Source organism: Clostridium cadaveris, assembly GCF_020911725.1.
Lineage (GTDB): Bacteria > Bacillota > Clostridia > Clostridiales > Clostridiaceae > Clostridium_X > Clostridium_X cadaveris.
Genome location: NZ_CP076620.1, coordinates 1,208,660 through 1,235,195, shown reverse-complemented (window position 1 = coordinate 1,235,195; position 26,536 = coordinate 1,208,660). Strand labels below are relative to the sequence as shown.

Annotated in this window: 26 protein-coding genes; 5 read left to right on the top strand and 21 right to left on the bottom strand. The window is 31.1% G+C overall.

From position 1 onward, the window contains the following. Positions 1 to 6 precede the first annotated feature (6 nt). Entirely contained in the window at positions 7 to 855 is an 849-nt protein-coding gene (locus KQH81_RS05675) for a hydrogenase small subunit (protein WP_099336181.1), read from the bottom strand. A 137-nt stretch (positions 856 to 992) separates the two neighbouring features. Then, the gene (locus KQH81_RS05670) at positions 993 to 2,699 is read right to left on the bottom strand and encodes an ABC transporter ATP-binding protein (RefSeq protein WP_027639783.1); all 1,707 of its coding nucleotides are present in this window, start codon (positions 2,697 to 2,699) and stop codon (positions 993 to 995) included. 257 nt (positions 2,700 to 2,956) lie between these two features. Here KQH81_RS05670 and KQH81_RS05665 point away from each other — a divergent pair, with 257 nt between their 5' ends. Both KQH81_RS05665 and KQH81_RS05660 read left to right on the top strand, forming a co-directional pair. Beyond that, complete coding sequence (locus KQH81_RS05665; RefSeq protein ID WP_230029064.1) at positions 2,957 to 3,688, top strand: 3'-5' exonuclease; 732 nt, start codon at positions 2,957 to 2,959, stop codon at positions 3,686 to 3,688. Positions 3,689 to 3,781: 93 nt separating this feature from the next. Continuing rightward, positions 3,782 to 4,180 (top strand): hypothetical protein, encoded by a 399-nt coding sequence (locus tag KQH81_RS05660; protein ID WP_230029063.1) that lies wholly within the window; start codon positions 3,782 to 3,784, stop codon positions 4,178 to 4,180. A 57-nt stretch (positions 4,181 to 4,237) separates the two neighbouring features. On the opposite strand, the gene KQH81_RS05655 is transcribed toward KQH81_RS05660, so the two are convergent. The 3 genes from KQH81_RS05655 to KQH81_RS05645 form a co-directional block, all read right to left on the bottom strand. Beyond that, entirely contained in the window at positions 4,238 to 4,987 is a 750-nt protein-coding gene (locus KQH81_RS05655; protein WP_027639781.1) for a GNAT family N-acetyltransferase, read from the bottom strand. 248 nt (positions 4,988 to 5,235) lie between these two features. Then, on the bottom strand, positions 5,236 to 5,772 hold the full coding sequence (locus KQH81_RS05650; protein ID WP_027639780.1) for a DUF1836 domain-containing protein: 537 nt from the start codon (positions 5,770 to 5,772) through the stop codon (positions 5,236 to 5,238). Between the two features lie 21 nt (positions 5,773 to 5,793). Next, entirely contained in the window at positions 5,794 to 6,645 is an 852-nt protein-coding gene (locus tag KQH81_RS05645) for a DegV family protein (protein WP_099336180.1), read from the bottom strand. A gap of 325 nt (positions 6,646 to 6,970) precedes the next feature. Between KQH81_RS05645 and KQH81_RS05640 the strand changes: the two genes are divergently transcribed. Together KQH81_RS05640 and KQH81_RS05635 are read left to right on the top strand one after the other, a co-directional pair. Then, positions 6,971 to 8,023, top strand: a complete 1,053-nt coding sequence (locus tag KQH81_RS05640; protein WP_074844467.1) for an inorganic phosphate transporter — start codon at positions 6,971 to 6,973, stop codon at positions 8,021 to 8,023. A gap of 39 nt (positions 8,024 to 8,062) precedes the next feature. Beyond that, complete coding sequence (locus tag KQH81_RS05635) at positions 8,063 to 8,686, top strand: DUF47 domain-containing protein (RefSeq protein ID WP_027639777.1); 624 nt, start codon at positions 8,063 to 8,065, stop codon at positions 8,684 to 8,686. Between the two features lie 119 nt (positions 8,687 to 8,805). Here KQH81_RS05635 and KQH81_RS05630 read toward each other — a convergent pair whose 3' ends face one another. After that, positions 8,806 to 9,144 (bottom strand): hypothetical protein, encoded by a 339-nt coding sequence (locus tag KQH81_RS05630; RefSeq protein ID WP_051196339.1) that lies wholly within the window; start codon positions 9,142 to 9,144, stop codon positions 8,806 to 8,808. A 232-nt stretch (positions 9,145 to 9,376) separates the two neighbouring features. Between KQH81_RS05630 and KQH81_RS05625 the strand changes: the two genes are divergently transcribed. Beyond that, positions 9,377 to 10,381 carry a CPBP family intramembrane glutamic endopeptidase gene (locus KQH81_RS05625; RefSeq protein ID WP_230029062.1) on the top strand — a complete coding sequence of 335 codons (1,005 nt, stop codon included), beginning with the start codon at positions 9,377 to 9,379 and terminating at the stop codon, positions 10,379 to 10,381. Between the two features lie 69 nt (positions 10,382 to 10,450). Here KQH81_RS05625 and KQH81_RS05620 read toward each other — a convergent pair whose 3' ends face one another. From KQH81_RS05620 to KQH81_RS05550, 15 genes are all read right to left on the bottom strand, one after another. After that, positions 10,451 to 11,452, bottom strand: a complete 1,002-nt coding sequence (locus KQH81_RS05620) for an electron transfer flavoprotein subunit alpha/FixB family protein (protein WP_099336231.1) — start codon at positions 11,450 to 11,452, stop codon at positions 10,451 to 10,453. Positions 11,453 to 11,464: 12 nt separating this feature from the next. Beyond that, a complete protein-coding gene (locus tag KQH81_RS05615) occupies positions 11,465 to 12,259 on the bottom strand; it encodes an electron transfer flavoprotein subunit beta/FixA family protein (RefSeq protein ID WP_027639666.1) in 795 nt (264 codons plus the stop codon). Positions 12,260 to 12,275: 16 nt separating this feature from the next. Further along, positions 12,276 to 13,412, bottom strand: coding sequence for an acyl-CoA dehydrogenase family protein (locus KQH81_RS05610; protein ID WP_027639665.1), 1,137 nt, complete (start codon positions 13,410 to 13,412; stop codon positions 12,276 to 12,278). Between the two features lie 27 nt (positions 13,413 to 13,439). Then, positions 13,440 to 14,867, bottom strand: a complete 1,428-nt coding sequence (locus KQH81_RS05605; RefSeq protein WP_027639664.1) for an FAD-binding oxidoreductase — start codon at positions 14,865 to 14,867, stop codon at positions 13,440 to 13,442. Between the two features lie 171 nt (positions 14,868 to 15,038). Next, entirely contained in the window at positions 15,039 to 16,589 is a 1,551-nt protein-coding gene (locus KQH81_RS05600) for an L-lactate permease (RefSeq protein ID WP_178311446.1), read from the bottom strand. 508 nt (positions 16,590 to 17,097) lie between these two features. Beyond that, positions 17,098 to 18,444: a magnesium transporter gene (gene mgtE / locus KQH81_RS05595; RefSeq protein WP_099336234.1), complete on the bottom strand. Its 1,347-nt coding sequence runs from the start codon at positions 18,442 to 18,444 to the stop codon at positions 17,098 to 17,100. A 405-nt stretch (positions 18,445 to 18,849) separates the two neighbouring features. Beyond that, positions 18,850 to 19,362: a ferritin gene (locus tag KQH81_RS05590; RefSeq protein ID WP_027639661.1), complete on the bottom strand. Its 513-nt coding sequence runs from the start codon at positions 19,360 to 19,362 to the stop codon at positions 18,850 to 18,852. Between the two features lie 149 nt (positions 19,363 to 19,511). Next, on the bottom strand, positions 19,512 to 20,123 hold the full coding sequence (locus KQH81_RS05585; protein WP_099336235.1) for a class I SAM-dependent DNA methyltransferase: 612 nt from the start codon (positions 20,121 to 20,123) through the stop codon (positions 19,512 to 19,514). Between the two features lie 29 nt (positions 20,124 to 20,152). Further along, positions 20,153 to 20,704 (bottom strand): DUF2087 domain-containing protein, encoded by a 552-nt coding sequence (locus tag KQH81_RS05580; protein WP_027639659.1) that lies wholly within the window; start codon positions 20,702 to 20,704, stop codon positions 20,153 to 20,155. Beyond that, positions 20,705 to 21,112, bottom strand: a complete 408-nt coding sequence (locus KQH81_RS05575) for a hypothetical protein (protein ID WP_027639658.1) — start codon at positions 21,110 to 21,112, stop codon at positions 20,705 to 20,707. It lies immediately after the preceding gene. Positions 21,113 to 21,133: 21 nt separating this feature from the next. Beyond that, positions 21,134 to 22,177, bottom strand: coding sequence for an aminopeptidase (locus KQH81_RS05570; RefSeq protein ID WP_099336236.1), 1,044 nt, complete (start codon positions 22,175 to 22,177; stop codon positions 21,134 to 21,136). Between the two features lie 254 nt (positions 22,178 to 22,431). Next, on the bottom strand, positions 22,432 to 23,292 hold the full coding sequence (locus tag KQH81_RS05565) for a CPBP family intramembrane glutamic endopeptidase (RefSeq protein WP_230029061.1): 861 nt from the start codon (positions 23,290 to 23,292) through the stop codon (positions 22,432 to 22,434). 184 nt (positions 23,293 to 23,476) lie between these two features. Then, positions 23,477 to 24,685: a cytochrome c biogenesis protein/redoxin gene (locus KQH81_RS05560; protein WP_230029059.1), complete on the bottom strand. Its 1,209-nt coding sequence runs from the start codon at positions 24,683 to 24,685 to the stop codon at positions 23,477 to 23,479. A 24-nt stretch (positions 24,686 to 24,709) separates the two neighbouring features. Beyond that, on the bottom strand, positions 24,710 to 25,048 hold the full coding sequence (locus KQH81_RS05555; protein WP_027639655.1) for a winged helix-turn-helix transcriptional regulator: 339 nt from the start codon (positions 25,046 to 25,048) through the stop codon (positions 24,710 to 24,712). A gap of 10 nt (positions 25,049 to 25,058) precedes the next feature. Beyond that, positions 25,059 to 26,435 (bottom strand): FAD-dependent oxidoreductase, encoded by a 1,377-nt coding sequence (locus KQH81_RS05550; protein ID WP_099336238.1) that lies wholly within the window; start codon positions 26,433 to 26,435, stop codon positions 25,059 to 25,061. Positions 26,436 to 26,536 lie beyond the last annotated feature (101 nt).

The window sequence follows — 26,536 nt, the reverse complement described above, 5'->3', positions numbered from 1 at the left end:
CTCCATTTACAGCTTAATAAAAGATTCATTTTCATCTGGAAAACCCTTACTTGCACAACCTATACATGGAGTGTTAGCTCCTACAGGCCAGTTAATTCCATCATCCCATCTTACAATAGGACAATCTGCTCTTGTTATAGGACCTTTACATCCTAATCTATACATGCACTCCTTATCTCCTAATTTCTCTGCAAAAATCTGCCTATCAAAATAAGAACGTCTTTCACAATTTGTATGAATTGTTTCACCATACAGAAATTTAGGCCTTCCTTCAGAATCAAGCTCTGGTATACCATAAGATATCAAATGAGCTATTGTGCTTGTTATCCACTGTGGATTGGCTGGGCATCCAGGAACTCTTATAACTTCTTTACCTAAAAACTCTTGAAGACTCATGCTCATTGATGGATTTGGCTTTGCTGCTGAAATCCCTCCATAAGCTGCACAAGTACCTATGGCTAGAATGTACTTTGCTTTTCCTGATGCAAGAGTTATAGCCTCTGCTCCAGAAATACTTTTCCCATTATATTCAGCAATTATATCGTAGATACCATTATCCCTTACAGTAACAGCACCTTCTACTGCTAAAATAAATTCTGTATCTAAAGTCTCAAGAAATTTTTCAAAAGCTTTTTGTCCTTCTGATCCCATAAGACTATTATTATATGTCATATTAACCATTTCACTAAAAAAATAAGGCATATCTGGGTTGTTACCATCTAAAAGAGCGATAATATCACCAGCACAGCCACATGCTTCTATCCAAATAAGATTTACTTTTTCTAATCTATTATTTCTTATTTTGTCTAAGGTTAAATCTAATACTTCTTTAGGACATTTTCTTTTTTTAGACAATTTAACACCCTCTTATATATATCTTATTTAAATTATATTTTTATAATTATTCTTTTATACTAAAATATTTCATCTTAAAATGGACATAAAAAATCACACCAAATTTATTTATTGGTGTGATTTTGTTTAACTTATTCTTATCGACTTACAAACCTATGAAGATCCTTATATATTCCATTAAGTGCCATCAACTCATCATGAGTCCCTCTTTCTTCTATTCCTTTATCCGTAAGCACTATTATCTCATCTGCATTTCTTATTGTAGACAATCTATGAGCAACTACTATTGTAGTTCTACCCTTACATAGCTCATCAATTGATTGTTTGATATAATATTCAGTTGTATTATCAAGGGCGGATGTAGCTTCGTCTAATATAAGTATTCTTGGATTTTTCAAAAATACCCTTGCTATAGAAATTCTCTGCTTTTGCCCTCCGGATAGCTTGGTTCCTCTCTCACCTATATAGGTATCATATCCATCCTCAAGTTCCATGATGAAATCATGAATATTAGCTCTTTTAGCAGCCTCTACAATTTCTTCATCACTTGCATCTAAGTTTCCATAACGGATATTTTCCTTTATAGTTCCTGTAAACAAAAATACTTCTTGCTGCACTATCCCTATATTGGCTCTTAATGATTCTAGAGTTACATCGTAAATACTCTTATCATCTATCAATATATCACCTTTGTTAAGATCATAAAATCTAGGTATAAGGTTACAGAATGTAGTTTTTCCCCCACCAGAAGGTCCAACTAAAGCAAGCATTTTACCCTCTTCGATTTCTAAAGAAAGATTGTCCAATATTTGATTGTCTTCATAGCTAAAGCTAGCGTTTTTAAAGGTTATCTTTCCCTTTATATCCTTAATAGGTTTAGCTCCCTTCTTTTCCTTTTCCCTGTCTTCATTTAATATTTCAACATATCTTTGGAAACCTGTCATTCCATTTTGGAACTGTTCCATAAAGTTTATAAGTTTCTTTATAGGATCCATAAATATTTTTATATATAGAAGATATGCAACGTACTCTCCCATACTTATAGCTCCATTAAATGTAAATAATCCTCCAAAGATTAAAACAACATAGTTTAAAATATCTAGAGAAAGGTTTGCTCCTGCAAAATATTCAGCCATAACTTTGTAAGCTTTTTCTCTTGCTGCCATAAAACTCTTATTTCCCTGTTCAAACTTCTCTTCCTCATAGCTATGGCTTACAAAAGCCTTAGATACTCTTATCCCTGCTATACTGTTTTCTAAATTTGCATTTACCTTCCCAGTTTCAACTTTGGTTTCTAAGAAGGCTTTCTTCATCTTCTTTCTCTTATTCATAGTGAAAATTACTATGATAGGAATAAATGCAAAGATGATTAGTGTAAGTGGAACATTTATTGTACATAATATTATAAATGAACCTACAAGCATTACTCCTGAAATAAACAAATCTTCTGGACCATGGTGAGCAAGCTCTGAAATATCCATTAAATCATTGATTATTCTAGACATAACGTCACCGGTTTTAGTGTTGTCAAAAAACTTATTTGGAAGTCGTTGAAGATGGTTAAATACCTTTCTTCTCATATCACCCTGCATTCTAACACCAACAACATGTCCCCAGTATTGCATGAAATATCCACAAAGTGCCTTAATCAAAAATAAGATAATCAATGTTGCTGCGAATACTCCTATCATCCTAATATCTCTATTAGGAATTGATTTATCCATAAGTTCTCTTGTCATCATAGGATAAACCAAGTCTATTGCTGCAGCTAAAAAAGCTGCTATAAGATCAAATACAAATAGTTTTTTGTATGGCTTATAAAAATTCACAAATTTCTTTAACATAATACCTCCATTTTTTTAAAATTTCCCTTAGTTATCTATCAATCCATAAATATTTTATCATAAAAGTATTAGCCTAAGTTAATTTTATTAATTTTGCTAATACAGATTTTATTTTTTTTTAAATCTGTACTCATTTTATTTTTATGATATTGTTTTACTATATTTATTTATAAATTGTTATATCAAAAGCTTATATTTTGGTTATAATTACATATATAACACTAAATTATATTAATCTTAAAAGTTAGGTGAAAATGATGAATTATATAATATATGATCTGGAATTTAATCAAAAGAATTCCAAAGATACTGAAGATTTGGGAATGCCCTTCGAAATAATACAAATAGGTGCCGTTAAACTTGATAAAAATTTAAATCACCTAAAAGACTTTAATGCTCTTGTAAAGCCTACGCTTTATGCTGAAATTCATCCTTACATAGAAAACTTGACAAATATAACTACTAACAAAGTTAATTCTAACAAATCATTTCCAATGGTTTATGCTGAATTTTTAAAATTTATTGGAGACGAGGATTTTGTATTATGTATATGGGGTGCTGGAGATATAAAAGAATTCTTAAGAAATATCAAGTTTCATCAACTAGATATAGTTCCTCAGTTCAAAAGATATATTGATATCCAAGCTCTAGCCTCTAAATATTTTAATACACCTAAAGGTATAAAGATTGGATTAAGCAAAGTTGTAGACCACTTTAATCTTCCTCTAAACGGTGATTTTCATGATGCCTTCAATGATGCCTGCTATACAGCGGAAATATTTAAAAAGCTATTTACCCCAGATATAAAACCTACATACTATGATTTAAGTTGTTCCTATAGAAAATCTCAACATTCAAAGTATAAAATCGATACTACTTCTCTTTTTAATCAATTTGAGAAAATGTACAATCGTAATCTTACTGAAGAAGAAAAATCAATGATAAAACTTGCTTATATTATGGGGAAAACTAATCAGTTTCTTTTATAATTAAATATCTATAACTTATTACATTGTATAGGTGTTACTAAGTCCATTTTTTTCATATGCTAGTATGAGGTAACTATGCTTTGAGGAGTTTTTATGGATAATGATGAATTTGATGAATTTATTAAAACTTTAAATATAAACTTAGCAGAGTTAGAAAAAAGTGGAGCTTTCTTTCTAACTTTAGGCTATAGCCATTTTCTCAAGGGAGCAGAACTAACTATCTTAGAAGTTCTAGAGACAAATTTCACAGGAAATTCTTCAGATGAAACCACATTACTAGGACAGCAGTTTGTTGTGATAGGATATACACTGCTCTATATCGTAGCTTCAAAACGATATTATGAAAAGAAGTGCAGAACATCAGAAGACAATAAAACAATTAATCTAATCCCATATAAAATTATTGTAGAATCATACTTTTTAAGTATTGTTTGCAATTATAGAAGATACGTCGCTTTTTCTCAAATTTTAAAAAATTTATCCGAAGATTAATTTTTAAGTTCATATAAAGAGAGCTTCTATCATTATATGAAGCTCTCTATCTCTTAATTAATCTATGCTATTAGAATATATCTCTCCCCATATTGGACGAAAACCAGAATTTAATGATACATTTTGTGAATTAAAGTGTGATTCAACTGTACCCGTAAATGGTATTTTCCCTCTTTTTAAAACTTCTTGTTTAAGTAGTGTTACCAAATTGCTAGCTATACCGCTTCCTCTATAGCTTGGTACAACATTAACTCCAATTTGCCACATAGTGCTGCAATCCTCAGAGGCACCTGCCATAGCAACTATTTCATCTCCATCAAAAGCTGCCACTGCTAAAACATCAGGATTTTCTTCGTCAAACATTAAAGCTTCCCCAAATCTTACATCATCTTCAAATTGAAAAATCTCATCCTTTTCATACCATTTAACTTTCATGATTGGCTCTACATTCTTCATATCAACTAATGGAAGATAATAATGATGTATATCCTCTATTTCATGACCAACTTCCTTCAACTTCGACTCTATCTTTCTTAAATTTTCATATTCAAAGAACCAAGCACAGTTAAAATCCTTATATGTTTCTTTGAACCATGGAAGAAGCTCTTCTCCAACATTTATTATAGCTTTTCCCCCAATACATACTGCTCTAAAATAGCTGTCTTCACTAGCCTTTATTCTCCGTCCTTCTACCAAGTCATTCAGAACTATAGTATTTTCATCTTTATCAAAATCTTTTTTATTGCAATTATAATCCAATGCTAATTGCTCTTTTGCTATATCTATTATTTTTCTTTTATCAGCCATTATTAATCCCCCCATTACAATAGATAGTGCTTTATATATATTTTAAATTATACCAAACTTTATAATTAATGTAAATTTGCATAAATAAAAAGCAATTATATAAAACTTCTAAAAAGGAAAAATTAAGCTGCTAAAATTAAATGGTATTAATAAAATGGCACTAACCGAATTAAACGCTTAGTGCCATTTGTTAAAGGCTCATATGTTATAATATTATGCTATATCTTTAGCTTAAACTAGAAAAAACTTTATTTATTCGATTTCTCATTTTCACATTTCTCAAGATATTTGCTTATAAAAAGCTTATTCGCAAAAGATATTACTGAAGCCCTAGCAACCTTTCTTTCAAGAGTATCATTGATTTCTATACTAGAAACAATGTCATTCTTAGTGAATACGCATATTAACGCTTTTTCTAGCTCCTCACAAAAATAATCATAAGCATGCTCAATATGGCAAGTTTCTATTTGAATTTTTATAAGTTCACAAATTTCAGTTAAACTGCAAACCTGCTTTAAAATGCAAACAACTATTAAATATGCCAAATGTTTTTCGCTATATCTCTTATTTTTAGGTGGAGACACTACCTTCTGCTTAACATAATTGTTAACCATTGTTGGCGTAAGTAAACTTTCTTTCGAATTTATATTTATAACTTTAAGTACATCTTCTATATACAGGATTACCTGGTCTTTGTATAACGAAACAGTTGGTAACTCACTATATCTTGGGATATGAAAATTTAAAATCTTTTCTATACTATCCCCGTTTATATGTCTATCCATTACTCCTCCTAACCGAAAAGTTTATCCCAATATAGAATGTTTTTTTATCATTTGAATAGCAATACAACCAGGTCCACCTTGAGTTGTAAATGCTGGTCCAAGCTTTTTAATCTCTATATCCGCATTTTCTATATTATTTTCTATTATTTTTTTTGCCGTATTTGCCAATTCTTCTATACATGCATGAGAAATATATATTTTAAAACTGCTATCTACACCTAATTTAATTAGATCTTCACATATTTTAGAAACAGCTTTGTTAAACGTTCTCTTAGCTGTGAATTTAGTAAGCTTTGAACGTTCTTCTGAAAGCATCATAACAGGTACTAAATTTATGAGAGCGCCTATTCTTCCAGCTAAATGAGATAATCTTCCCCCTCTAACTAGAAAGTCGAAATCTTTCGGAATCAAATAAGATTGAGATGTTTCCATTAATTTATGGAGCTCTTCTAAAATTTCTTTTTTAGGCTTGTCCATTTCAGCAAGTTTAACTGCTAAATCAACTAAATATCTCTGTGGTCCACATAATGTTTTTGAGTTTACTACATCTATCCTGTCTGAATTTTCAACAAGATGCTTAGCAGTACATGCTGAATTATAGGTGCCCGAAAGTCCATCTGCCATACATATATTGATAATTTCATCATTAGGATATTTGTTATATAACTCTATAACTTCTCCTATAGATGGTTGAGATGATACTGGTATATGTCCTTCATTGATTATATCTATAAATTCTTCAGTTTGAATTTCTTCATATTCTTTATATGTCACATTATTGATTGTGACTGAAAGTGGTGTAATTTCCAGATTATTTGCTTTTGCTTGCTCAATAGAATAAAGTGATGATGAATCTGATATAATTTTTACCATAATTATTCGGCCTCCATTTTACATTTGTTTTTCAACCTAAATCATCTAGTTTCCAATACTACTTGCTTTAGATTATCATACTAACTATTTAAAGTCAATAATTATAAAAGAAAATTAAGAAAATATAATAATGTTAATTTTTTTTAATGCATTTCTAATTTCCTTAAATCACAACGTATTCATTTTGTTCAAATATTTTTTATGTTAAGAAAATTTAACACAAAAAACCATTGTTATATTTATCAAATAATGCAATAATATGCTTGATTATAATAATGTTAATTTTTTTAACAGATGTTATCCTGATTTTGGAGGTAATAATTTCATGACTATTTCAGTTTTAGATTTTTTAAATCAACTTAGGACTAATATTCCTCTTCTTATAACAGTAATTTTGACTCTTGGAGTAATCCTTGTAAACGGATGGACAGATGCTCCTAACGCCATTGCTACTTGTGTTTCTACACGTTCTATAAGTCCTCGAGCAGCTATTCTTATGGCAGCTGTTTTTAATTTTCTTGGAGTTTTTGTAATGACAATGATAAACGCTAATGTTGCTGAAACCATATATAACATGGTTGATTTTCAAGGAGATCCCCATGATGCTTTGATAGCTTTATGTGCTGCATTATTTGCAATAGTAACTTGGGCAACAGCTGCTTGGTATTTCGGTATACCTACAAGTGAAAGTCACGCTCTTATTGCAGGTATTTCCGGTGCTGCCATAGCACTTCAAGGTGGATTATCAGGTATTAATGGAAGTGAGTGGATTAAAGTAATTTATGGATTGATTTTATCAACAGGTTTAGGTTTTGTAATGGGCTGGATTACAGTAAAACTAGTCGAGCTGATTTTTAAAAGATCTGACAGAAGAAAAACCTCTGACTTTTTTCAAGGTGCTCAAATATGTGCAGGTGCTTCTATGGCGTTCATGCACGGAGCTCAAGATGGACAAAAATTTATGGGTGTTTTTATGTTAGGAGTTTTTCTAGCTAATGGTCAAGGTACCGTAAATAATTTTGTAATTCCTCTATGGCTTATGGTAGTTACCTCTCTAGTTATGGCATTAGGTACATCCATAGGTGGCTATAAAATTATTAAAGCTGTCGGTATGGATATGGTTAAACTTGAAAAATATCAAGGTTTTTCTGCAGACCTAGCCGCTGCTGGATGTCTTCTTTTATCTTCTGTTACTGGAATACCTGTCAGCACTACTCATACAAAAACAACTGCTATAATGGGTGTTGGTGCAGCTAAACGTCTAAGTTCTGTAAACTGGGGCGTAGTAAAAGAAATGGTTTGGACATGGGTTCTTACATTTCCTGGCTGTGGTATTATAGGATATTTAATGGCCAAGATTTTTATCTGGATATTTTAATTAATATAAAATTTTACACCACTGAAAGGGGTATTAATAATGGGTATTAAAAAGGAAAATGATTATTTCAAAATGTTGGCGGAATTAGTTGATTATTCTTGCAATGCTGCTTCACTTCTTAATGAAACACTTTTGAATTTCGACAGTTCTACATTAGATTCAAAAATAAAAGAAATGCACGATATTGAACATACTGCTGATTTAAAGAAACATGATATGATGAATAAATTAGCTAAAGAGTTTATAACCCCTATAGATCGAGGTGACATAATCGAACTAGCTCATGAAATAGATAATGTTACTGATGCTATTGAAGATATATTGGTAAGAATGCACATATTTAATATAACATTTATGAAAAAAGAAGCTTTAGACTTTTGTGAGGTAATAATAAAAAGCTGTGATGAATTGAAAAAGCTTATGTCTGAATTTCATAACTTCAAGAAGTCACATGATATCCATGATTTTATAATAAATTTAAATGGTTTAGAAGAAGAAGGAGATAGACTTTATACTATGAGTATAAGAAAGCTATATACTACTTCAAAAGATCCAGTTGAATTAATGTCTTGGAAAGATACCTTTGAATACTTTGAAAAGTGTTGTGATGCCTGTGAAAGTGCAGCAAATGTTGTTGAAAGTGTAATAATGAAAAATTCATAAAGTAAAAAGAGCTGATTAATAATCAGCTCTTTTATTAACGTCAAATTTAAATTCTGTATTTATTTCCGTTTGACTAAAAGCTATAACTGGACTCATAAGAGGATGTACTGCAATATATTCTAAATATATTTTGGTGGAATTCTTCTGTTATAAGTTGAGAAAGAAAATACTGAATTTCTAGTTACTGAACTTCCCCATACAGCATCATATATTCTGCTAATATCATCCCCTATTTTGACTATAGCTTCGTATATTCCCTCAACATTATTATAAGACGCAACTACATAGAACCTAGTATTATCTTCTTGTCCTTGATAAAGTTCCAAACATATATAGTATCTAGGATATTTTCTCTTTAAATACTCATTCAAAAGATGTGAAAATTTTATATAAACCCTCTGAAGTCCTGGTTCAACTGTAATTTCATTAACATTGTATAATACGCAACATGGACTCATCCCCTAACCCCCTTTAAACATAATTTGTTCTACTATATAAATTATGTTTTACATATTATCTACGCCACCCTTTAAACTTCCATTTATTCAACTAGAATACAATTATATATACTTTAATTATTTAATATATCTAAACCGCACTTCATATGTAAATTGTTTCTTTTTATTCCAAATGATATAATATTATTAAATACCTTTATTATATTCATAAATAATTAAAGGAGTGTTGTAAATGAACCATGATTTATCTCAAATAAAAAAAGAAATAAAATCCTTTCTACTTATCAATTTTAGTATTATTGCTATATTTGCACTTTTATTATTTATATCACGCGGCAATCTAAAGGGTTCCCCTACTCCAAGTAACTTTGCAGTAGTTTTTATGTCAATCCCTTCACTTGCGGCCATAATAACTTTTAAAAAAGTGTCTACATTGTCATTTAACAAAGAAGTAGCTTTTTTCTTTAAAATTTTTACAGCTTCTGCTTTTATGCAAATTTTAATTGTAAGTATAGGAACATTCTTATCACCAAATATTACTGGTATGATTTTATCCTTAGTTCAGGGCATTACCTCTATATATCTTGTGTTTGATGTACTTATATATAGTGATTCCTTTAAAGATTTAAATTTAAAATTTACTAAAAATATAAAAACAGTATTTTTTCTTATTCTTATATTTGTAATTTTAAAATTTTTGCCAAGTATTTTAGCATATATAATTAGCCCTGAACCTCTTCCTGAAACAACAAGCATAGGAAGATTATTTGGAGGAATAATTTCAAATTTCTTACTTGGCTTTATATTATTCTTTGGAGAGGAGTTTGGATGGAGATACTTCTTACAGCCAAGAATGCAGGCTGTTTACGGTAAAAGAATTGGTGTCATTATTTTAGGAGCTATTTGGGGAATATGGCATGCTCCACTATGTTTCACTCTATACAGCCCTGAAACACCTATTCATTGCGTATTTGGTCATATAAGTTCTTGTATAGCATTTGGTATTTTCTTTGCCTATGTTTACATGAAAACCGAAAATCTCTGGGCCCCTATACTACTTCACTTGGTAAATAACTGCATTGCTCTATTGTTCTTATCCTCCACTGACCTTATTAATAATGCTCCTTTGTACACTACAGAAGATCTTATAATAAAAATCATTAGTGATTTTATTATCTTTGGTCCATTTTTATTAGCAGGAGTGTTTAAAAATGATATTTCAGTTTCCAGTGAATAAAAATAAATAAAGACAGGACCTATAAAGTGATTCATTCATTTTATAGGCCCTGTCTTATTAAGTTATAGTCTAATTGGAGGATTTAATCTTTTTAATTTCCTCTATCATTACAGGAAGTACTTCAAGTACATTTCCCACAATACCCACATTGGCAACTTCAAATATCGGCGCATCCTCATCCTTATTTATAGCAACAATATAATCTGATCCAACCATTCCTGACATATGCTGAGTTGCTCCAGATATGCCACAAGCTATATAAAGCTTTGGTGATACTATCTTTCCTGATTGTCCAACCTGATGAGCCCGCGATACCCATTCAGCTTCTATAGCAGGTCTTGTAGCTCCAACAACTCCCCCAAGAAGCTGTGCCATTTCTTCAACTAAAGAAAAGTTTTCCGCACTTCCCATTCCACGTCCTCCAGACACTACAACATCTGCTTCTTCAAGGTTTATTGTTTCTGAAATTTCCTTTACAGTATCAACTATATTGGTTTTAACTGAAGCTTCATTATATAATGCATTTTCACTTAATATGTTTCCTTTAGCCATATCACCTTTTAAAGGCTTTTTAAAAGCTCCTGAACGTACTGTTATAATTTGAGGTCTAGATTCTTCTACTATAACATCATTTAAAATTGTTCCTCCATACATAGGAGTTGTCCAAACTATTTTCCCATCATCTTCTACAGAAACACCTATGACATCAGTTATACATCCTGTATTAAATCTTGCGGCTAGCCGTGGCGCTATTTCTTTTCCATATTGGTTTCCACCAATCATAAGAACTGCCGGCTCATATTTTGAAACTAAATTTTCTAAAATTTCTGTATAGATATCTCCGTTATAAGCTGGAGCTTCTACTAGTATAATCTCATCCGCTCCACTTTCTGCAACTATCTCTGCTGCATCCCTGCTATTCTTATCTACAATAAGCGCAATGACCTTTCCTCCTTTTGCATCTGCAATTGTTCTAGCAGGTGTCATCATTTCTAATCCAACATTAACTGGTTTTTCATCTGATATTTCAACATATACCATTATATTTTTATAATCTATATTTCTGTCCATGACAACCCCTCCTTAAATTACTTTTGCCTCTGCCATCATAGCAATAGCTTTAAGTGCAGAATCGGCGCAAGTTTCTTCCTTTATCTTTATTCCAGCTTCTCTCTTTAAAGGTTCGTATTCTTTTACTACTTTTACATAACTTTTAACTTTTTTATCGTCTAATTCTAATTCTGATGGTAAGAATGCTGTTATAGGAGTCTTTCTAGCTGCCATCTTGCTCTTTATAGTTGGATATCTTGGATCATAATTTGGCTTTGTTACAGTTACAACACAAGGAAGATTTGTTTCTATCAAATTATAACCTTCTTCTGTTTCTTGCTTTGCCTTTATTCCTAAAGATGATACATTTATTTCAATTATATTTGTAATCAGTCCCACATTTAATAACTCTGAAAGGTCTGCTCCCACCTGCCCAGATGTACAATCTGTAGTTTCTTTTCCACAAAATATAACATCAAATTTCTTTCCATTTAATTCTTCTATTTTTTTAATTGATTTCTCTATAACATAGCTAGTGCTTAATGTATCTAATTCAGGCAGTTCCTCATCACTAACCCAAAATGCTTTGTTGGCACCTACAGCAAGACAATTTTTCAAGCTGTCCTTTGCCTTTTCTGGTCCTATGCACATAACACTTATCTCACCGCCATTAGCTTCTTTAAATCTTGCTGCCATCTCTAAGGCATAAGTGTCAAATGCATTTACTACAGGTGTTATATTTTCTATAGCCGGCTTATTTGTATCCACATTCAATTTAATTTCAACAGAATCATCTGGTACCTGTTTTATACAAACTAAAATTTCCATAGCCTTCTCCCTTCACTTATCTACCTATTACATTGTTTGCAATGACAATTCTTTGAATTTCATTAGTTCCCTCAAAAATTTGAAATATTTTCGCATCTCTAAGAAGTTTTTCTACAGGGTATTCTCTACTATAGCCATATCCTCCAAACATTTGAATAGCCTCTGATGACACTTCCATAGCTATGTCACTGGCATAACATTTTGCAATAGCGGATTCCTTGGCATAAGGAAGTCCCATATCCATTTTAGTTAAAGCATGAGCAACCATTTGACGTGCTGTTTCTGTTTTTATTTCCATATCTGCAATTTTAAATTGAAGAGCTTGATTCTTTATTATTGGCTTTCCAAATTGAATTCTTTCTTTTCCATAAGCAATCGCTTCATTTATGCCTCTTTGAGCAATTCCTGTAGCTACACATCCCATCCAAGTTCTTGCTTGGTCTAAAGTCTGCATAGCAATCTTAAAGCCTTTTCCTTCTTGTCCTATAAGATTTTCAGCTGGTATTCTGCAATCTTCAAACACTACATCACAGGTATTTGAAGTTCTTATACCCATCTTGTTTTCATGATTTCCAGTACTCAGTCCAGGAGTTCCAGCTTCTACAAAAAACATTGAGATACCTTTTGTTCCTTGAGATTTATCTGTCATTGCAGTTACACAGTAAAAAGATGCCACTGCTCCATTTGTTATGAAACACTTTCTTCCATTTAGTACATAGCTGTCTCCATCTTTTACTGCTGTTGTCTTTCCAGCACCAGCATCTGAACCAGCCATTGGCTCTGTAAGGCAGAAAGCCCCAAAACCTCCATCTACTATTAGATTGCACGCTTTTTTCTTTAACTCTTCAGACCCCGCAATTAAAACTGGTTTCATGCCAAGTCCACTAGCTGAAATTGTAGTTGCAAAACCAGCATCAGCAATAGCCATTTGTTCTATCAACGCTGCAACACTAACTCTATCAAGTCCTGGTCCACCATATTCTTCTGGGACTTCAAGTGAATGAAGCTGCATTTCTATTGCCTTATCATAAATCTCCTTTGGCCATTCTCCAGACACATCATATTCCTTACACTGTTCTTTAACTTCATTTTCACAAAATTCCTTTACGTCCTCTAGTAAATCTTTAGCTTCCTCTGATATTATATATGCCATTTTTTATTCCCCCTCTGTTAATTTATTTTATAATTTATAACAAACCTTTCCTGGATTTAAGATCATATTAGGATCAAAAACTTTCTTTATATTTTCCATTAAACGCATATTTACTGCTCCTACTGATTTTGCAAGATAGTCCATCTTTCCATGTCCTATTCCATGCTCACCAGAAATTAATCCTCCACATTCGGTTGCCTTTTCATACACCTTGTCCATAAATACTGCTACTCTCTTTTTAAATTCTTCTTCATCTAATTCATTACTACATGTGTATATATGAAGATTTCCATCTCCAGCATGTCCAAAGCTCTTTACTGTAACTCCAATTTCATCTTCTAAAGAATTTACATACTTTAGATATGGTGCTATTTGATTTGTTGGAACTACTACGTCACATTCATCTAAAAGTTTTGTATCAGCTTCTATAGCTTCAAGAAATGAACTTCTTGCTGCCCAAGCATCTCTCTTAAGAGCTGGAGTGTCTGCTACTAAAACATCTATAGCTCCTGCCTCTAAGACAACTTCTGAAGCCTTTTCTATTATTTCATTTAATTCATCTTCACTGTCTCCATCAAAAGTTACAAGGAGATATGCACCTACCTCCTGTCCGTCAACCACTCTTGGGAATACACTCTTTCCAAGGTAAGCTTCAGAAGAAATGACTATGTCCTTTTCCATGAATTCCAAAGCTTGTGGATGAAGATGATTGCTTATGAATTTAGGAACTGTAGATATACATTCATCTAAATCTGCATAAGGAATTATTAGGCTTATTACTTCTTTTGGCTGAGTGATTAATTTCAGAGTCATCTCTGTTACTATACCTAATGTTCCCTCTGCCCCTATTATAAGGTTTAATAAACTGTAGCCAGAACTCGTTTTAGATACTGTAGCCCCAAGTTTTATTATCTCTCCAGTAGGAAGAACCACTGTCATTGCACGTACATAGTCTCTAGTCGCTCCATACTTTACAGCTCTCATTCCACCTGCATTAGTGGATACATTACCCCCTAAAGTAGCAAACTTTTCACCTGGATCTGGTGGATATAAAAGTCCTTTTTTAGCTGCATCCTCTGCAAGATCATTAAGAAGAACTCCTGCTTGTGCATGAACAACAAAGTTTTCTAGGTCATAGCCTATTATCTTATTCATTTTAGTTGTAGATATTATAACTCCTCCATGAATAGACACTGCTCCACCTGCAAGACCAGTGCCTGCTCCTCTTGGAGTTACAGGAATAAGATTCTCATTACATAATTTCATAATAGCTGCTACTTCTTCGGTGGATATTGCTTCTACAACTAACTCTGGAAATGCTTTACCGTAAATAGGCATCTCATCATGAGAAAAATCCTCATTTATATCACCATCTATATAAACTCTGCCTGGAGCAATCCTTTTGAATTTCTCCACTAATTCTGGAGTAACTTTGTTATATACATATTCCCCCATGTTTTTTCCTACTCATAATATATATTAAAATTAAATATTCATCATATTGATTTAAGTTTGATAAGAAAAGTTTATAAATTTTCTAGTTCTTGTCTATATTTATGTTTAAAAATTATACTTAAGTCCTAGAAATTCTTTTCCTCATTTTTATGAAATCGGTTTAATATATGGCTAAATTAATCCTCCTCCAAAGAATGCGATCAATCCAAAAACTACTATAAAGATTATATAGTACTTAATTGATGCATTTAATATCTTGCTTTCTTCACCAACAGTATTAGCTGCTGCTACTGCAATAGCTATACTTTGAGGTGATATTATCTTACCAGCTGTGGCACCTGCTGTATTAGCTGCTGCCATCCATACTGGACTCATATTAAGAGTCTCTGCTGTCTGAGCTTGAAGACCTGCAAATAATACACTAGATGAAGTTGCACTTCCTGTAACAAATGTTCCAATAGAACCTATAAGAGGAGCAACTAAAGGATAAAAGGATCCAGTAATAGACACTATAAGCGCTGCAATATCATTTATCATCCCACTATATCCCATGAGCTTTGCTGTAGCCAAAATAGATACTATAGTTATCACTGTTTTCCACATCTGTTTTAAGCTATCTCCTAATACACCAAATATTTCTCCAAAAGATGCTTTTTGAATTCTTCCTCCAATTATTGCAGCTATAAAAATTAGTACACCTGGAGTCGCTACCCATGTAAAGGTATACTTAGGAGCTCCAGCACCAGAATAAATCTGAATAGATGTCTTAATAGATGACAAAACGTTATGAATTGGTGGAATTAAACTTGATGTCAAAAGCAAAAATACTAAGATAAGTATAAATGGCATCCATGCTCTTATTGCTCTAGAAACTGTAAGAGATTCAATTTTGGTATCCTCACTATCTGCTGCTATTTCTTCTAGTACATAATCTGGAGCTGGTTTTTTTGCTAAGAATTTAGAAGCTAAAATTGTTGCTGCCATGGAACAAACTGAACCTATAACTACTGGAAGTTCAGCTCCAACAAATTTTGCTGTCAAGAATTCAGGAATTACAAAAGCAAGTCCTGAAATAAGTGTTATTAATCCAACACCCTTTAAAGATTTCAAAGATTTCCCCGTCATTATTACCATCAAAAATGGTGTTATTACAATCATCAAAGCAAGCTGAGTTACTGCTGCAATTGCAACATCAGAAGCTCCAAGCCCTGTTATTGAAGCTGCCGTAATAGTTGGAATCCCTATGGATCCAAAAGCTGTTGGAGTTGCATTGGCCACTAAGCACACCGTCGCCGCAAAAATTGGATTGAATCCAAGTCCACAAAGCATACTTGCGGGTATAGCAACGGCTGTTCCAAACCCAGCCATTCCTTCCATAAATCCTCCAAAGCCCCAAGCTATTATAAGCACTAAGATACGTTTATCCATAGATACGCTTGTAAGCATTCTCTTTATTAAATCCATATTCTTAGTATATACAGTTAAGTTGTAAGTAAAGATTGCTGCTATTATTACCAGACATATAGGCCATATTCCCATTACAGCTCCTTCAAGAGCTCCAGTAAACATATCCATGAAAGGCATTTTCCATACAATTAATGATAAAAATATAGTTAGTAGAAGTGCAATAGGACAAGCTTTAAAAGCTGGCATTTTTAAGCCACTTAAAGCTATAATAAGCCAGATAATTGGTAGCATTGCTAAAAAGAACATTATGACCATAGACTTTTCCCCCTAATATAAAATTGGTTAAAAAATGTTGGTTCATTAGTATTTAATTAATAATTGGTCTGACCATCTAACAATCTCATCATAATTCCATTGGTATCATTTGTCAACACAGCTTTTATTGTTATATTTTTAACTTTTCATAGTATCTAATCAATAAATTTCTATATATTTCATATCAAATTCAGAAAATTAAACCAATTAGCTATAATCACTTTTATTTTTTATAGTTTTTTTCGTTGTAACAAATCATAATAATCTTGTATTTTATCACAATGATTTTTAAATATTTTTATCTTGTTTTTCTAATTTTCTTCATCTAATTTTTTCGGTAAACCATTTCTATTACTAAATTAAACTATTAGCAATTTTTATAGATTGCACTTAAAATACAAGTTTTTATGCTTATTTTTCTCAAAAATAAAACAATTGAAATGAGAAATCTATTATAAAAAGTATTCTCATTCCAATTGTCACCAATATGTATGTGCTTATTATATTTTTAAATCAAATAATTTATAAATGCCGTTGCTAAACCTAAGAAGAAAAAGAAACCTAAAACATCAGTAACTGTAGTTACAAAAACTGCTGATGCAAGAGCAGGATCTATCTTAAGCTTTTTCAATATTACCGGAACTATATATCCAGCCATAGTTGCAACCATCATATTCAATATCATCGCTACTCCTATAACTATTCCAAAAATCACATTTCCTTCCCATATAAACCCTAATACAGCAATAATAAAACCTATTGCTATACCTGTAGTGAGTCCAACTAAAAGTTCTTTTAGAAAAACTCTTTTTGCATTTTCTCCAGTAAGCTCACCAAGAGCTATTCCTCGAACAACTATGGTTAAAGACTGCGTTCCAGCATTGCCTCCCATTCCAGCAACTATAGGCATAAATGTTGCCAAAGTTACAACCTTACTTATAGTACTTTCAAAAATTCCTACTACAGAAGCTGCTAATATAGCTGTCACCAAATTCACTATAAGCCATGGAAGTCTACTCTTTATAGATTCCTTTAATGTACCATCTACTCTTTCCTCTTCGTCTACTCCTCCTAAACGGTGAATATCCTCAGTTGTCTCTTCTTCCATTACATCTACTATATCATCTACTGTTACTATTCCAAGTATCTTATTTTTTTCATCGACTACAGGAATTGTTAAGAATCCATACTTTTTAAACTCCTGCGCAACTTCTTCCTGATCCATGTAGTAAGGCACAGAAATTACATTTGTATTTGTTATATCTGAGATTTTTGTATTAAAGTCATTGCATACTATATCTCTTAAAGAGACAACGCCCTTTAAAATATCATCGTTATCTACAACATATAAATAATAGGCTGTTTCCGCCTCAGGTCCTTCTTTTTGAAGATATTTAAGAGTCTTCTCTATTGTTTTATTTTCTCTTATAGATACAAATTCAGTGGCCATAATTCCACCAGCCGTATCAGGTTTATATGACAAAAGTTTGTTTACATCATCTCTATCCTCTTTGTCCATCTTTTCTAATACGTCATTTGACTCTTCTTCATCAAGAACTCCTACTAAATCTGTAAGTTCATCTGAAGACATCTCGTGTAGTATGTTTTTTTGTTTTCCTTCAGAAAATCTCTTTAATAATTCATACTTTTCCTCATCGTCTTCTTCTTCAACTATATCTGCAAGAAACCATTCCGGTAAAAGATCTAAAATTTTAAAGAAATCATCCTCATTTTGATGCAGGATATCTAGTATATCTGCAGGATGAATATCCTCTACTAATTCAGAAATTTCTTCTTCATTAGCACACCTTAATAATTTTTCCAAAAATTCTTTGTAATTTAATTCCGTCTTCATAGACTTCCTCCTTTTCTTAGAGGTTTATTTTCCTTATTAATGATATAATTTACGAGCTCATTCGTCAATTCCAAAAATATTTTAACCAAAAACTAAATATAATAATATTGTCCTATTTATCCTTATTTATATTGTTATCTATGTCTTGCTTAGTTTTTCATAACAACTCATTTCCTATACTCTAACACATATCTTACTATAAAACTTAATCAATTACCTTAAACAAAATTACTTTGTGTAATATAATAAATTATGCAAATAAAAATAGACTTTGCTTTTACTGTGACAAAGTCTATTCTTTAGAATAAGTTATTTTATTAATATTATATAAAAATTCATTTTGACTGATTTTCAAAAACTATGTATCTTTCACTTAAATTAGTATATGTTTTAATAGAAGCTTAATTATAAAACTAATGAAGGTGCCGCGTAAACTCGAGCTTCCAATTCTTGATCTAACAAATAAAGAGCTCTAGTATCATCACCAAATAACTCAAATTTTTTAATAAGTTCATTAGCATTCATTTCTTCTTCGCCTTGCTCCTTAACATACCAGTCCAAAAATTGCAAACTTCTATAGTCTTTATTCTCTTGAGCCTCAGTATATATATCGTGTATCAAATCAGTAATATATTTTTCATGTTCAAGTCCTGCTCTTAAAACCTCCATACTATTAGCCCAAGTATTATCAGGTCTTTTAATAGATTCATAATTAACCTTTACTTCATTATTTTGCAGGTACTTTACAAGCAGCATTGCATGATCACGTTCTTCCTGTGCTTGAACTTGATACCAATTAGCAAATCCATTCAAACCATTTTCTACAAAATAATTAGAAAAGCTTAGATAGAGATATGCAGAGTAAAATTCATGATTTATCTGTTCATTCATTAGCTTGGCAACTTTTTCTGTTAGCATAATATGTTCACCATCCTTATTATAGTAAATTTCACGCAATTTAAATAACGCCTGATTATAATATACTATTTATTTTTTTAATAATCAAACAAATTTTGCTTAATATCTATAAATTTCGCACTTTTTCTTTAGCTTTTTTATACTATTATTTATAATTTATCAGCTGTCATTATAAACAATGTGTAGCTTATTTCCTCACCTAAAATTTCTTGATAACATTTATGAAAAGTGTAAGATTTCACATTTCCAAATCCCTTTGCCCTTAAAAGACTTCTCATCCATTTTTGAGAGAACCCATTATGTCCATCGAAGTCTTTATAATCTCTATGAAGAGCACCGCCATCTTCATCTAAATCAACTATACACAGCTTTCCATAAGCTTTAAGCATATCATAAAATTTGTCAAAAGTTTTCTCAATCTCAATGATATGGTGCATTACCATAGAACAGTAAACAACGTCATATTGCTTTTTCATACTTGCATCAAATAGATCACAACATATACTTTCCATGTTTGATACACCAAAGGTTTTGATTTTGTCATTTAGGACATTAATCATTTCTTGAGATAAGTCAATCAAGGTTATATCCTTAAAATCATTTTTTAAATTAAAACTTATAAGCCCTGTACCACAACCAAATTCTAATGCTGATTTATCTTTGGTGTTGCCTAAGCTTTTCCTCATTTCATCAGCAATTACTACAGCTCTTTCTATTCTTCTTGCGTTATCCCATTCCTTTGCTTCATTATCAAAGTTCATATAGAGATAACCTCCTTTTATAAAAAATTTTAGTTATTTTTAACCTTATAAATTCCATTATTTCTTTCAAGCATATCAAAACCTACCATATCTCTTCGAATAGTGCAGAAATCATCATTAAAATCAGCAATTATTATATTTACTTCTCTTTCTGTATATTCTCTGTTAGGTTTGAAGCTTTCCAATATTTTTTCCATTACTATTTTTCTCTTCTTCTGTTGTACTGGAATTGATTTTAATTTTCCATATTCAAAAAAATCCTTTATAACACCATCTTTATACTGCTTTTCTCTTTCTTTCTCCACATCGCGATCTATATCGTTCAAAGTTATTAAATCTTTTACTGTCATTGAAAGTACATCATAATTTAAATAATATACAATATAATACTGTTCCTTTACAGAATAAACCAGTTCAGCATCTTCAAGCTTCTTCAAATGAAACGATATAGTAGAAGCTGCTAAATTCAATCTTTGTGATAACAATTCAACATACATAGGTTCTTCCATTAAATTGTTTATAATTAATATCCTTGATTTATCTGCAAGGCATTTCATAAGTTTTATACAATCTCTAGACATTTATTCATCCTCACATATTTTATTATAGTGATCTAAAAATAAATTTTTCACCATATCCGCTGTCTCTAGCTTTATTTGCTCTATATAATATTCTTTCATCATCCCATGTTCTTTATCTTTTTCTCTCTTCTCAATCCAGCTTTTGGGTATTTTATTAAAGTATTCAAGATAAGTTTCATATAAGTTATCAAGCTTTATATCATCTTCATCTTTTCCATTGCATACTTTATTATAGCTTATATCAAACATTTTAGAAAATATATCAATAACATTTACTTTTATATTCTCTAAAATTGCATCATCTTCTGCTCCTTGTTTTCTTAATTTTATAGCCTTATCTTTCCAATTATTTATTAACTCTTGGACTTGCTTTATATATTCCTCTTTTAATATTTCACATCTTTCCATAATTAACTCCCCTTTGATAATTTAATCTAAATATAAAATCTTTGAACCTTCCATAAAGACATTCCCATCTATCTCTATCTTTATAGGCTTAAATACAAAATCCATATGAAGGTCTGATGAATTCTTTCCACCAAACATCTCATTCATTCCTATTGCTATATGGGCTGTTCCTCTACATTTTTCATCTATAACATTACATCCTATAAGTTCTTTAATGTTTTCATTTAATCCAACACCAAACTCTCCAATGATATCACTATTTCCATGAAATTTTTTAATAAATTCCTCTAATTCTCTTAATGAACATTTAATAAGCCTTCCTTTTTCAAATTCCATAAAAACATTTGAAAACCTTCTTCCCATTAATGTTATCTTTGGAATTAGTATTGTTCCATTTGCACTTTCTTCAACTGGTGCAATGTAAACTTCACCACAAGGTATATCCCCTGTACCATCGTCTTTATACCACTTTCTATTTTCCACACTAAATTTAAGTTCATTTTCGTCTTCTGTAAAAATAGTAACTTCTTTTTTCTCGCTCAGATTATCTACTAATTCTACACATTCTTTTTTAAGCTTATTAAAATCTATACTTATACCGGCACATATTGCATCTTCATAAACTGAATAATCTATATCTTCTTCCATAGCATTTTCCTTAGTTGGTACCCTTACTTGAATAAATAAATCTTTTCCTTCGATAAGAGAATTAAATAGTTTTCTCATATACTTTTTATAATAGGTTATTTTATCCCTTGGAAAATCCTTATGCGGAGCTGGAGTATACATTAATATATCAATCACAACATCTGATACTTTAAAGATTTCAAAAAACTTATCCGGAAAGTCTAGGCTCTCTTCTGACGCTTCTTCAAAATATTTTTTATTTAATTCCCTTGAATGTTGATATCTTATTGGTATTCCTCCCTCCTTAACAATTTCTACTGCAAACTTATCTAATATATCTAAATCTCTATTTTCTCCCCAAAAGTTTAGTAATATAATCGATCCTTTTTTCATTTCAAATCCCTTAACCAAATTAGGAATTGCATTTATAAAATCCATATTTACCACTCCTTTTTTATAAATACAAAATTATATTTTGTATTTTGTTTCTATATCTATCTAAATAAATTTTATATTATATAGAATATTTTGTCAATAGAAACAAATTTTTATTTTCCATTTAATATTCAAACACATAAAAAAACAATTGTAGTTAGAACCTTCATCAATGGACAAAAGATTCACTACAATTGTTCTATACATATGTTTTAACGCCTATATTATTTTATCAATACCTTCTAATTGCAACTTTATTAAGTTTTTTTAAATATACACAAACATTGCTTATCCGTAAAAATTTGATATATCAATACTTCTATAACTATCAAAATCACTATTGTACATATTATTCCTGCCTCCGGTCCAAACGCTCCTCCACTTATAAAGCCACTGCCCGAAGTATTTAAATCAATCAAAGTTCCTGTAGGTACATTTATTCCACTTACTTCAAATCCAAATATATTTCCTTGCATGAAATTCCATGCTGTATGAATTCCACAAGCTCCCCATATGTCATTTGTTTTTATCACATATAATCCCATAACTATCCCAAAAAGAGTAAGGTTTATTAGTGCCAAAACTCCTATAGAGTTATTTCCTAGATGCAAAGCTGCAAACAATATTGATGACAATAGTACAGATAGAAATATATTTATTTTTGTAGATAGAAATTTCATTATAATACCTCTAACCAAAAATTCCTCACTCGCTCCTTGTACTATCCATCCTGTAAACATTATAAGTATATATGGAACAGCCTCTAATCCTGTAGACTGTACATTTAAAGATTCAACTTCTGCATTCCCCGTAAAATAAATTCCTGCAGTAACTAAAATAAACATCACTATTCCAATAAGAAGTCCTTCTGTATACCCTTCAATTCCTTTTCCTATCCCTATATTAAAAGTATTATAAATTCCATGAAGCTTCTTATTAGCAATAACTATGCATATAAAAATAATTAAACTATTACTTAATAAGCTCGTCTGCATAGCAATACTATTTTTAAGTACAGCTTCATTTGGTAAATATGGTATTATAAAAGTTCCAACTATAGATATTACAAAGAGAGTTGAAGTTATTCTTTTCCATTTCTTATATATTCTCTCCTCCACTCATAAGCCTCCTAATATTATATATACTATAAATAGTATACAACAATCAGGGAATATATTACAAAATGTACAATACCTTTGATTTATACTTTACATCTTATATTTTTTAAGATCGCAAATAAACTTTAAAATTATAAAACCACGCAGTTTTGTCTACGTGGCTTTATATTCTCTATTGCAAATTTTACTTTGCACTTTCTATAAGTTTTTTCATAGTATTCTTGCTCATAGCACCTCTAGCATATTGTTTTACATAACCTTCTTTATCGATTATAAATGTTGAAGGGAATGAACTTATGCTATATTTGTACAACATTGAGTCTTTTTCTCCAAACACTACTGGGAAGGTATATCCATTCTTATCTAAAAAGTCTTTTATGTCATCTTTTGATCCTTCTCTTGGTGTATCTGGTGAAGCAACTCCTAGTATTATCACATCTTCCTTATTTTCATTATATTCCTTATAGATTTCTTCTATATCAGGCATCTCTCCTCTACAAGGTGGACACCATGTTGCCCAGAAATTCAAAAATATAGTTTTACCTTTGTATTCGCTAAGGCTATGTTTGTTTCCATACTTATCATATAATGTAAAATCAGGTGCTGGAACCTTCTTTTTCTCTTCTTCCTTCTTTGGATTTTCCTTATTTTCACTACTCTTTGAACTTATATTATTTTGAGATGAACTATCTTTTGCTGAATTGTTCATATTTTTAATACCTCCAAAGCCATTTACAAGCATTATCACTCCTGCGGCAATTATTATTATTCCACTTACCTTTTTTATCGTATCCATATGATTTTTTACACTATCAAACCTTCTAAATAATTTGCTATAGAATAATGATGCGATTATAAATGGCAGTATAAAGCCTAAAGTGTAAATCAAGATAAGCAGATTTGCCGTTAATGAATTTTGAGAACTTGAGGCCATTATAAGAACTGATGCAAGGATTGGACCTATACACGGAGTCCATCCAAAACTAAAAGTAAAACCTAATATAAAAGATGACAGAGGCGTCATGTTTTTAGATTCCATATTAAATCTCTTTTCTCTACTTAATAAAGATGATTTAATTATACCTATATAGAATAACCCCATAAATATAATTATAAGTCCTCCTATAATCATTATAAGACTCTTATTAGTATTGAAAAATGAACTCAACGCATTTATGGATGATCCTAAGATAAAGAAAGTAGTTGATATTCCTAATACAAAGAATATAGTATTCTTCATAAGCAGGCTGCTGCTAAACTTTGCTTCTCGCATATCACTTATAGTACTGTTAGATAGCATGCTTAAATAAATAGGCAGTATCGGCAGTATACACGGCGAAAATATCGATAGTATTCCTTCGACAAACACAATAAATAAATTTATATTTTCCATTATATTCTCCTCTAAATTTAATAATTAGTAGTATCTATCACAAGATAAGTTATCATTACTCCACTCTATCATTTTTCCCATGATAGGTAAAAGTGTCAATCCTGATTCACTTAAGTAATACGTAGACTCCACCGAATTATTTAAGACTTTCTTTTCATTAACTATGATTTGATTATCCATTAATAACTCTAACTGCTGGGTTAACATTTTTTTACTACATCCTTCTATAGCTCTTTGTAATTCTCCAAACCTCATCTTTTGATCTTGCATAGTCCAAATTATAACTGCTACCCATTTTTTGCCCAATATATTTGATAAAGCCTCCACTGGACATTCATACATGATTTCGTCTACGTTATACATAATTAACCCCCTATATTAGTGAAAATAAATCATTTAAAGCTTCACTCATAGTTGGATGAGTGAATATATTATCTCTTAGGAAAGTATAATCTTCATTTGCTTTCATAGCAACACTTACTGTGTTTATTATTTCACTTGATTCTGCACATAAAAGTGTACATCCTAATATTTTATTTGTCTTTGCATCCACTATTGCCTTCATTAATCCATCAGTCTCTTCTATAACTTTTGCTCTTGGAATAGCCGCTGCCTGAAGCTTTGCAACTTTTATATCATATCCCCTTGCTAATGCTTCTTCCTCACTTAATCCTACTCTTGATAAAGTTGGTTCGATAAAGACTGAATAAGGTACTATCTCTCTATCATCCGTACTTCTTTTTCTTTCTCCAAATAAATTATCTTTTACTATTCTAAAATCGTCTAAAGAAATATATGTGAATTGTAATCCACCTTTAACGTCCCCAAGGGCCCATATATTTTCTGCGCTAGTCTTTAATGTTTTGTCTACAGCTATTGCTCCTCTATCAGTTACTTCAACTCCAGCTGCAGATAAATTTAATTCATCTGTATTAGGTCTTCTTCCTATAGCAACCAATACTGCATCTGCCTCTATTTCCTTAAGTTCATTGGACACTTTATTTAAATATGAAACAACAACATTTTCTTCCTTATCTCGGAAAGATTTAACCTGGGAATTTGTCACAAAAGATACTCCTTTATTTTCTAATACCTTTCTTATAACCTCTGCTACATCTTTATCTTCTCTTTTAGCAATACCATCAGCAGTTTCAAGTACAGTAACTTTAGACCCGAATTCTGAGTAAATTGATGAAAACTCAAGTCCTATATATCCCCCTCCTACAATAACTAAATGTTTGGGCAATTCCTTAAGTTCCATTATTGTAGTACTTGTATATATTCTTTTACTTTCTTTAATTCCTGGAAGATTTGGTATTATAGTTTTAGATCCTGTATCTATAAATATCTTTTCCCCTTCTATAACCACATCTCCATCTTCTTTTGAAACTTTAACTTGAGTATTAGATACAAAAGAAGCTACTCCATTATATATATCTATATTTTCATTGTCATTTAGCATATTAAAATTTTTCTCTCTTAAAGCTGATGTAAGCTTTGCTTTTTCTTCTATAGCGCTTTTATAGTATTTTGCCTTTTCTTCAAACGTTTTTTCTTCGTTATATAAACCTACTTTAGCTTTATATACTAAAGATTTGGTTGGTATACATCCAACATTTATGCATGTTCCTCCATACATATATTTTGATTTTTCTATTAAAGCTACCTTTTTACCTAATTTCCCTAAGTATCCAGCTAAAGTTTTTCCACCTTTTCCAAACCCTATTATCACTGCATCATATTTCTTCATATTTATCACTCCTTAACTTATTTTCAATATATATCAAAGCAAATTTTCATGTCCTTTTGTTAAGGTTAATATAACATCTGTGATTATTGTTATCAATTAGG